Origin of the sequence: Streptomyces misionensis, from assembly GCF_007896895.1 — a bacterium.
GTDB classification, from domain to species: domain Bacteria; phylum Actinomycetota; class Actinomycetes; order Streptomycetales; family Streptomycetaceae; genus Streptomyces; species Streptomyces misionensis_A.
On sequence record NZ_VOGW01000165.1, the window covers coordinates 1 to 9120 of the forward strand.

At 71.4% G+C, this 9120-nt stretch carries 9 protein-coding genes; 2 read left to right on the top strand and 7 right to left on the bottom strand.

From position 1 onward, the window contains the following. Positions 1 to 59: 59 nt before the first annotated feature. Entirely contained in the window at positions 60 to 1187 is a 1128-nt protein-coding gene (locus FRZ03_RS27180; protein ID WP_261399350.1) for a hypothetical protein, read from the top strand. 91 nt (positions 1188 to 1278) lie between these two features. On the opposite strand, the gene FRZ03_RS27185 is transcribed toward FRZ03_RS27180, so the two are convergent. Both FRZ03_RS27185 and FRZ03_RS27190 read right to left on the bottom strand, forming a co-directional pair. Further along, complete coding sequence (locus FRZ03_RS27185) at positions 1279 to 2256, bottom strand: aldose epimerase family protein (RefSeq protein ID WP_146467775.1); 978 nt, start codon at positions 2254 to 2256, stop codon at positions 1279 to 1281. Positions 2257 to 2282: 26 nt separating this feature from the next. Beyond that, a complete protein-coding gene (locus FRZ03_RS27190; RefSeq protein WP_146467776.1) occupies positions 2283 to 3167 on the bottom strand; it encodes an SGNH/GDSL hydrolase family protein in 885 nt (294 codons plus the stop codon). A 256-nt stretch (positions 3168 to 3423) separates the two neighbouring features. Between FRZ03_RS27190 and FRZ03_RS27195 the strand changes: the two genes are divergently transcribed. Further along, on the top strand, positions 3424 to 3918 hold the full coding sequence (locus tag FRZ03_RS27195) for a DUF3145 domain-containing protein (RefSeq protein ID WP_146467777.1): 495 nt from the start codon (positions 3424 to 3426) through the stop codon (positions 3916 to 3918). A 66-nt stretch (positions 3919 to 3984) separates the two neighbouring features. On the opposite strand, the gene fabF is transcribed toward FRZ03_RS27195, so the two are convergent. The 5 genes from fabF to FRZ03_RS27220 form a co-directional block, all read right to left on the bottom strand. Further along, positions 3985 to 5247 (bottom strand): beta-ketoacyl-ACP synthase II, encoded by a 1263-nt coding sequence (fabF, locus tag FRZ03_RS27200; RefSeq protein ID WP_146467778.1) that lies wholly within the window; start codon positions 5245 to 5247, stop codon positions 3985 to 3987. Between the two features lie 95 nt (positions 5248 to 5342). Further along, positions 5343 to 5591 carry an acyl carrier protein gene (locus tag FRZ03_RS27205; RefSeq protein ID WP_146467779.1) on the bottom strand — a complete coding sequence of 83 codons (249 nt, stop codon included), beginning with the start codon at positions 5589 to 5591 and terminating at the stop codon, positions 5343 to 5345. An 81-nt stretch (positions 5592 to 5672) separates the two neighbouring features. Continuing rightward, the gene (locus FRZ03_RS27210; RefSeq protein WP_146467780.1) at positions 5673 to 6704 is read right to left on the bottom strand and encodes a ketoacyl-ACP synthase III; all 1032 of its coding nucleotides are present in this window, start codon (positions 6702 to 6704) and stop codon (positions 5673 to 5675) included. A 17-nt stretch (positions 6705 to 6721) separates the two neighbouring features. After that, positions 6722 to 7648 (bottom strand): ACP S-malonyltransferase, encoded by a 927-nt coding sequence (locus FRZ03_RS27215; RefSeq protein ID WP_146467781.1) that lies wholly within the window; start codon positions 7646 to 7648, stop codon positions 6722 to 6724. An 89-nt stretch (positions 7649 to 7737) separates the two neighbouring features. Continuing rightward, positions 7738 to 8943: a PucR family transcriptional regulator gene (locus tag FRZ03_RS27220; protein WP_070027631.1), complete on the bottom strand. Its 1206-nt coding sequence runs from the start codon at positions 8941 to 8943 to the stop codon at positions 7738 to 7740. Positions 8944 to 9120 lie beyond the last annotated feature (177 nt).

Consider the following 9120-nt stretch of genomic DNA (forward strand, 5'->3'; position numbering starts at 1 on the left):
CCCCACGCCTTTCCCCCCACCCCACGAAGAACCGATCACTGATCACGGAAAGACGGGGCATGACCACTCGCAGAGGATTTCTGGGGACCGTTTCCGCCGTAGGGGCTGCCACCCTCCTGATGGAGACCCAGGCGGCCACCGAGGCCTCGGCCGCGACCACCGCGACCGACGAGAAGGCCGCGCGCGACGCGATACGCAGCGTCAACTCGGGGATGCGTGCCAACTACGCGTCCCTGAAGGCAGAACTGATCAAGCATCTCAGCCCGGTCGTCGTCGTGCAGAACAACGCCGTCGGCGGGCGCTTCACCCTGATCGACAAGGGGGTGCAGGTCGAGACGGTGGACCCGGTGCCCGAGTACTTCGAACTGGCCAAGTCCATCGCGCACGTCCCGCTCGGCGTCTACTCGGTGATCGCCGCCTACCTCGGCGGCAAGGTGCCGAACATCCCCAACGCCGAGCGCATCGACCCGCACGACCTGGCCATGGTCGCCTTCAAGGCGGCGGGGGACACCGGCTGGATCACCCCGCTGACCGGCTTCCGGGCCACCCTCAACGCGGCCCGCACCAAGCTGCCCACGGCGAACCTCCCCGCCGACCTGGAGACCTCCAGCGACACCATCCTCACCGAAGCCATCCGGTTCATCGACTCCGCCCTCGGCGCCAAGTCCTTCGACATGGTGGCCTTCAACCGGTTCGCCGCCACCGTGTACCCGTCCGTCCGGGTCAACATGACGTTCGCCTCCACCGCCCAGATCACCGGCATCGAGGCGCTGATGAAGCGGTGGCGGGCGCTGATCGGCGAAGCGGCGTGGAGCGACCTGTACGTCATGGTGCTGTCGATCTGGACGACCGCCGAACTGAACCAGGCCTCCATCATCATCCGCCGCACCATGAACCAGGCGAAGGTGGGCACCCACCTCATCGACCTGCCGACCGCGGAGACCCCCGCGGACCCGATCGGCGTGGCCCTGGACAACCTGGCCCGCATCGTCCAGGACAACGTGGCGGCCGAGATGGTCTTCAACTCCGCCCTGGACGTCGCCGACGCCCTCAAGGGCAAGGAGGACCTGCTCTCGAAGGAGATCCTCAAGCAGCTCGACGGCACGGCGCCCGCCGCCAGAACCGCCGCCTTCGGCGCGGCGGCGGCCGGCACCTGCCCGGTCACCGGACGGACCGCCGCCGTCTGACCGACCCGGTGTCCCCCGGCCCGCGGCGGCCGGGGGCCACCCCAGGGGTTTTCGGGGGACCGGCGGCGCGGTTCCCGCCCCCTTCGCGGGTTCAGCGCACCGAGAAGCCGTACACCGTCTCCGAGCGGTACACCTCGCCCGGCCGCAGCACCGTGGAGGGGAAGGCGGGCTGGTGCGGGGAGTCGGGGAAGTGCTGGGTCTCCAGGGCGATCCCCGCACCCGGGGTGAACGGGTCCGGCAGGTGGTCGCCCGTGTACAGCTGGAGGCCCGGCTCGGTCGTCGACACGGTGAGCGTGCGGCCGGAGCCCGGGTCGTGCAGCTCGGCGACCTCCTGCGCCGCGTCCGTGACCCCCTTGTCCAGCACGAAGTTGTGGTCGTACCCCGAGCCGACCTTCCGCGCCGTACGGAAGTCGAGGCGCGAGTCCGCCACGTCCCGCAGCTCGCCGGTCGGGATCAGTCCCTCGCCCACCGGGGTGAACCGCGAGGCGGCGAGCCGGAGTTCGTGCCCGCCCGCCGAACCGGAGTCGGCACCGGCCAGGTTGAAGTAGCTGTGGTTGGTGAGGCTGAGCACCGTCGGCGCGTCCGTCGTCGCCTCGTACGCGATCCGCAGCGCGCCCGACGCGGACAGGGAGTACGTCACCGCGACCTCGACCGTGCCCGGGAAGCCCTCCTCGCCGTGCGGGCTCACCCGGCTCAGCCGCACCCCGTGCTCGACCGGCGCCGCCGTCCACACCCGCTTGTCGAAGCCCCGCGCCCCGCCGTGCAGCAGGTTCGGTCCCTCGTTCGGCTCCAGTGCGTAGACCCGGTCGTCCAGCGGGAACCGGGCGCCCGCCAGCCGGTTGGCGTAACGGCCGATCAGCGCGCCCAGGTACGGGTCCGGATGCGCGAGATAGCCGTCCAGGGCGGCGAACCCCAGCACCACCTCCGCCGGCCGGCCCTCCCGGTCCGGCACCCGCACCGACCGCACGACCCCGCCGTACGTCAGGACCTCCACCCGTGTCCCGCCCCGCTCCAGCGTCCAGCGATGGACCTCGGTGCCGTCGGGAAGTGTGCCGAAGAGTTCACTCATGTGGAAAACCCTAGGTCACCGCGAATCTAAGGCGCCGGATCCGGTGCGGTGACGGTCCGGTAGGCGATCGCCGCGAGCCGCGCCTGGCCGTCCCTGCTGGGGTGGAACCAGTCCCAGTGGCTCAGCTGGTCGGTGTCGAACCGGTAGTCGTACACCGCGTTCCCGTCGAAACGGCAGCGCCGGTCCTGGGCGCAGACCTCCTTGAGCACCTTGTTGTACGCCACCACCCGCTCCTGCACCAGGTCCCGCCGGCGCGCCGCCGACTCGCCCAGGTCGTCCGCGTCACCCAGCATCGAGGGGCAGATGCCGAGCTTCCAGACCTCCTTGCCCAGCGGGTTGTCCCGGCCCTGCTCCCACAGCCGCTTCAGGTTCGGCACGCTCGCCACGTACACCTGCGTGGTCGGCCGGTCCGCGCGCAGCGCCCGCAGCGCCTCCTCGAAGTCCGCGCGGAACCCGGCCACCGGCGTCATCGCCCGGGGCGAGGAGCGGCAGGCGTCGTTCGCGCCCACCATCACCGTCACCAGATCCGGGTCCTGGGCCGCCGCCTGGCGCATCTGCCGCGTCAGATCGGCCATCCGGGCGCCGGTCATCGCGTAGTTCCAGCTGTGCGTCGCCGCTCCGGTCGCGCCGAGCAGCCGCACCGCGAGCGAGTCCACCTTGGCGTCGCTGCCCGTCGCCCACGACACCTCCGGGCAGTCCGACAGCACCGTGCACGCGTCGAAGCCCCGGGTGATGGAGTCGCCCACCGCGGCGATCGAGGCCGGGCTGCGGTTCCACACCGGGGCCTGCGCGGCCCGCGCCTTGGTGCCCTCGGCCGCGGGCGAACCCCCGGCGTCACATCCGGCGAGGCCCAGCACGGCGGCCGCCGCGACGGCCAGGGCGGCCCGCGCACGGTGGCTTCGCTTCCGCATTCCCGCAGTTCTCCTCGCTCGGTGTCGGGTGTCCTCCCCCATCACAACGTGCGAGGGTTCCCGGCGCCCGGCCCGCTGGAACGAACGGACCCCGTACAAGCGTCCCCCCGGGTGAATGGCGGAGGATTCCTGGCGCCGGGACCGACGGTACGTCACACTCCTTGCGCCGCCGCAAGGTAGCCTCGCCATCAGTGCGGCCGTCGCGCCACGGCCGCCGGCCAGCCAGCAAGATGTCCCGCTCTGCCCGGAGGTTCCGGTGACGACACGTGGAGTTCTGTACGTGCACTCCGCGCCGCGCGCGCTGTGCCCGCACGTCGAGTGGGCCGTCGCGGGGGTGCTCGGCACGCGCGTCAACCTGGACTGGATCCGGCAGCCCGCGGCCCCCGGCACCTGGCGCTCCGAGTTCTCCTGGCAGGGCCAGGCCGGCACCGCCTCCAAGCTCGCCTCCGCGCTGCGCGGCTGGCACCTGCTGCGCTTCGAGGTCACCGCCGAACCTTGCCCGACCGCCGAGGGCGAGCGCTACAGCTGCACCCCCGACCTGGGCATCTTCCACGCCGTCACCGGCATCCACGGCGACATCCTCATCCCCGAGGACCGGCTGCGCGCCGCCCTCACCCGCGCCCAGCGCGGCGAGACCGACCTGGCGGCCGAGCTGGCCAAGCTCCTGGGCAAGCCCTGGGACGACGAACTGGAACCCTTCAGGTACGCGGGCGAGGGCGCCCCGGTGCGCTGGCTGCACCAGGTGGTGTGAGACGGCGCGCGACCCGGACGTACGAGAAGGGCCCCCACCGGACGGTGGGGGCCCTTCTCATGCGTCTCAGAGGGTGCGGAACGCCAGGGCGACGTTGTGCCCGCCGAACCCGAACGAGTCGTTCAGCGCGGCGATGCGGCCCTCGGGCAGCCGGCGCGCCTCGCCCACGACGATGTCCGCGTTCACCTCGGGGTCGAGGTCCGCGACATTGATCGTCGGCGGCGCCGTGCGGTTCACCAGCGCCAGGATCGACGCCACGGTCTCGATACCGCCGGCACCGCCGAGCAGGTGACCGGTCATCGACTTGGTCGCGGAGATCGCCATGTGCTCGACGTCGTCGCCGAACACCTTCCACAGCGCCTTGATCTCGGCGACGTCACCCTGCGGGGTGGACGTGGCGTGCGCGTTGACGTGCACGATCTCGGCCGGCTTCAGATCCGTGTTGTCCAGCAGGTTCTGCAGCGCGTGCGCGATGCCGTTGCCGGACGGCTCCGGCTGCGTGATGTGGTGGCTGTCGGCGGAGATGCCCTGGCCGACGGCCTCCACGTAGATCCGGGCGCCGCGGGCCTTCGCGTGCTCCTCGGACTCAAGGATGATCACACCGGCGCCCTCGCCGAGCACGAAGCCGTCGCGACCGGAGTCGAACGGCCGGGACGCGCCCGCGGGGTCGTCGTTGTTCTTGGACATCGCCATCATGTTGCCGAACGCGGCGATGGGCAGCGCGTGGATCGCGGCCTCGGTGCCACCGGCCACGACCACGTCCGCACGCCCGGTGCGGATCATCTCGATCGCGTACCCGATGGCCTCGGCGCCCGAGGCGCAGGCCGACACCGGGGTGTGCACACCGGCGCGGGCGCCCAGCTCGATGCCGACGTTGGCCGCCGGGGAGTTGGGCATCAGCATCGGCACGGTGTGCGGGGAGACGCGGCGCACACCCTTCTCGCGCAGCACGTCGTACTGGTCCAGAAGCGTGGTCACACCGCCGATCCCGGAGGCGATCACCGTGCCGAGACGGTCGGGGTTCACGGACGCGTCCTCGCCGGCCCGGGCGGTGAAGCCGGCGTCCTGCCAGGCCTCGCGGGCGGCGATCAGCGCGAACTGCGCCGAACGGTCCAGCTTTCGGGCCTGCGGCCGGGGGATGATCTCGCCCGGCTCGACGGCGACCCGGGCGGCGATGCGGACCGGGAGGTCCGCCGCCCAGTCCTCCTCCAGGAGGCGGACACCGGACGTGCCGGCGACCAGGGCCTCCCAGAACGAGGAAGCGTCGCCACCCAGCGGTGTGGTTGCGCCGATACCGGTGACGACCACGGTGCGATTGGTCGGGCTCACGGGAATTCTTTCTCCAACGGATGCGGGAATCTACGGCGCCACCGCCGGGTGGCGGGGCTGTACAGCCTGACGGCCGTGCGGCCTCAGCGAGTGGCTCAGGCCTGGTGCTTGAGGATGTACTCGGTCGCGTCGCCGACGGTCTTGAGGTTCTTGACGTCCTCGTCGGGGATCTTCACGTCGAAGCGCTCCTCGGCGGCGACGACGACCTCGACCATGGACAGCGAGTCGACGTCCAGGTCGTCGGTGAAGGACTTGTCCAGCTTGACGTCCTCAACCGGGATGCCGGCGATCTCGTTCACGATTTCGGCGAGACCTTCGACGATCTCTTCCTGGGTGGCGGCCATGTCAGGCGCTCCTTCTTCGATAATCCAGACGGTTTGTGGCAGTTGTCCCCTTGCCGAACCGCATGATCCGGCACGGAGTGCCTAGGGGAGGGTAACGACCGTGGCGGCGTAGACGAGACCCGCCCCGAATCCGATGACGAGCGCGGTGTCGCCGCTCTTCGCCTCCCCGGTCGCCAGAAGCCGCTCCATGGCGAGCGGGATCGAGGCGGCCGAGGTGTTGCCGGTGGTACGGATGTCGCGGGCGACCGTGACATGCTCCGGCAGCTTGAGGGTCTTCACCATCGAGTCGATGATCCGCACATTGGCCTGGTGCGGGATGAAGACGTCCAGGTCGTCCGCGGTGATCCCGGCCGAGTCCAGCGCCTGCTGGGCGACCTTCGCCATCTCGAACACGGCCCAGCGGAACACCGCCTGGCCCTCCTGCGTGATCGCGGGGAACTTGACGTTGCCCTCGCTGTCCACGGGAAGCTCGGACACGTCGCCGATCCGGAAGCGGTCCCACGGGACGGTCTGCTTGATGGTGGCGGCCTTGTCGCCCTCGGAGCCCCACACGGTCGGGCCGATGGCCGGCTCCTGGGAGGGGCCCACGACGACCGCGCCCGCGCCGTCGCCGAACAGGAAGGCGGTCGCCCGGTCCTCCAGGTCGGTCAGGTCGCTCAGCCGCTCCACGCCGATGACCACGACGTACTCGGCGGAGCCCTCCACCACCATGCCCTTGGCCAGGGTGAGGCCGTAGCCGAAGCCCGCGCAGCCGGCCGAGATGTCGAACGCGGCCGCCTTGTCGGTGCCGAGCTTGTCGGCGATCTCGGTGGCGATGGCCGGGGTCTGGCTGAAGTGCGACACGGTGGAGACGACGACCGCGCCGACCTGCGACGCGTCGATGCCGGCGTCCGCGATCGCCTTGCCGGCCGCCTCGACCGACATCGCGGAGACCGTCTCCTCGGGGCCGGCCCAGTGCCGGGTCTCGATACCGGAGCGGGAGCGGATCCACTCGTCGGACGAGTCGATCTTCTCCAGGATCACCTCGTTGGGCACGACCCGGGTCGGGCGGTAACCCCCGACGCCGAGAATGCGGGCGTACGGGGCTCCCTTGCTGGGCTTGATCTTCGCCATCTACGGCTCCTTAGGCGTCAGGCGTCGACGTGCTCGGTGATGAGCGCACGGGCCGCGTCGAGGTCGTCAGGGGTCTTCAGGGCCAGCGTCTTGACGCCGGGCAGCGCCCGCTTGGCCAGTCCGGTCAGCGTGCCGCCGGGGCACACCTCGATGAGCGCGGTGACGCCCAGCTCCTTGAAGGTCTCCATGCACAGGTCCCAGCGCACCGGGTTGGCGACCTGGCCGACCAGGCGGTCGAGGACCTCGGTGCCGGTCGCGACGGCCCTGCCGTCCTTGTTGGAGACGTAGGCGATGCGGGGGTCGGCGGGGGACAGCTCCGCGGCGGCCTTGGCCAGCGTCTCGACGGCCGGGGCCATGTGCCGGGTGTGGAAGGCGCCGGCGACCTTCAGCGGGACGACCTTGCGGACGCCCTCGGGCTTGTCCTCGTTCAGCGCGGCCAGCTGCTCCAGCGTGCCGGCGGCGACGATCTGGCCCGCGCCGTTGATGTTCGCCGGGGTCAGCCCCAGCTTCTCCAGGTGCGCGAGCGAGACCTCCGGGTCGCCGCCGAGCAGCGCCGACATGCCGGTCTCGGTGATCGCGGCGGCGTCCGCCATGGCCAGGCCACGCGTGCGGACCAGACCCAGCGCGTCGGCGTCGGACAGCACGCCCGCGAAGGCGGCCGCGGTGATCTCACCGACGCTGTGGCCGGCCACAGCGCCCGGCGTGAACTCGGAGGTGGCACCGAGTGCCGCGCCGGACAGGATGCCTGCGGCGACCAGCAGCGGCTGGGCCACGGCGGTGTCCCGGATGGCGTCGGCGTCGGCCTGGGTGCCGTAGTGCACCAGGTCCAGACCGATGGCGTCCGACCAGGCGGCGACACGGTCCGCGGCACCGGGGAGTTCGAGCCAGGGGGTCAGGAAGCCGGGCGTCTGGGCGCCCTGGCCGGGAGCGACGAGTACGAGCACTCTCACACTCTCTCTTGGGGACGGGCGCGGCCGCCCGTGGGGACAGGGACGAAGAACACGAAGGGCTTTTGTTGACCTCCGACAAAACCCTATGCCTGGGCCTCGCCGTCGACCAGACGCCCCAGGATCAGCGCGATCCGCAACGTGAACGCGGATCGTACATCCGAGGGCGACCAACCGGTGACGTCTGTCACACGTCGGAGCCGGTAGCGCACGGTGTTCGGGTGAACGAAGAGCATCCGCGCCGCGCCCTCCAGGCTGCTCGCCTGCTCCAGGTAGACACTCAAGGTCTCCAGCAGCGCCGAACCGGCCTCTTCGAGCGGTCTGTAGATCTCCTCCACCAACTGCTCACGAGCGCTGGGATCACCCGCGATCGCGCGCTCCGGCAGCAGATCGTCCGCCAGCACCGGCCGGGGCGCGTCCGGCCACGCGGTGCACGCCTTCAGACCCGCGGCGGCGGCCTGCGCGGACCGGGTGGCGGCCAGCAGGTCCGGTACGACGGGACCGGCGACCACCGGCCCGGCCGCGTACGGCCCGATCAGCGACTTCGCCACGGCGAGCGGGTTGGGGCTGCCGCCCGCGATCACCACCAGCCGGTCGCCGAGGACGCCGGTGAGCACCTGGAGCTTGGCGTGCCGCGCGGCCCGCCGGATCGCCTCCACGGTCAGTTCGCTGTCGCCGTCCGGCGCGGTCCCGAGCAGCACGCACACATGCTCGGGCGAGTTCCAGCCCAGCGCGGCGGCCCGGCTCACGGCGCCCTCGTCGGCCTCGCCGCTGAGCACCGCGTTGACCACCAGCGATTCGAGCCGCGCGTCCCAGGCACCGCGTGCCTCCGCGGCCTGCGCGTACACCTGGGCGGTGGCGAAGGCGATCTCCCGCGCGTACACCAGCAGCGCCTCGCGCAGCACCCGCTCGTCGCCGGGGGCGGCCACCTCGTCGATGGCGCTCTCCATGACCTCGATGGTGGTGCGGACCATCTCCACGGTCTGGCGCAGCGTGATGGCCCGGGTCAGCTCGCGCGGCGCGGTCCCGAACACATCGGTGGAGATCGCCTGCGGTGCGTCCGGGCGCCGGAACCACTCGGTGAACGCCGCGATGCCCGCCTGGGCGACCAGCCCGATCCAGGAACGGTTCTCCGGGGGCATGGCCCGGTACCACGGCAGGGTCTCGTCCATCCGCGCGATGGCCTGCGCGGCGAGATTCCCGGAGGACTTCTCCAGCCGTTTCAGGGTCGCGGCGTGCGTATGGACGTTCGATGCTGCGGGATCACTGCTGTGGGATTCGGGTTCGGGCACGGGGACAAGAGTGCCTTATCCGGACGGCCCCATGCGCCGCCGGGTCGCCGGTGAGGACGAGCGGGGGCCACGGCACCGACCCCCGCGACGACCGGGGCCTGCGCTGCCGGGGCGGATGGACGGTTGTGGAGGACGCGGCGTCGGGAAGCGGCGAGAACGCGACTGAGGAGGTGAGGC

Excerpts from the sequence above, each read along its gene's own strand:
- FRZ03_RS27180 (WP_261399350.1), top strand. The coding sequence starts at position 60 with ATGACCACTCGCAGAGGATTTCTGGGGACCGTTTCCGCCGTAGGGGCT.
- FRZ03_RS27185 (WP_146467775.1), bottom strand. The coding sequence starts at position 2,256 with ATGAGTGAACTCTTCGGCACACTTCCCGACGGCACCGAGGTCCATCGC.
- FRZ03_RS27190 (WP_146467776.1), bottom strand. The coding sequence starts at position 3,167 with ATGCGGAAGCGAAGCCACCGTGCGCGGGCCGCCCTGGCCGTCGCGGCG.
- FRZ03_RS27205 (WP_146467779.1), bottom strand. The coding sequence starts at position 5,591 with ATGGCCGCCACCCAGGAAGAGATCGTCGAAGGTCTCGCCGAAATCGTG.
- FRZ03_RS27210 (WP_146467780.1), bottom strand. The coding sequence starts at position 6,704 with ATGGCGAAGATCAAGCCCAGCAAGGGAGCCCCGTACGCCCGCATTCTC.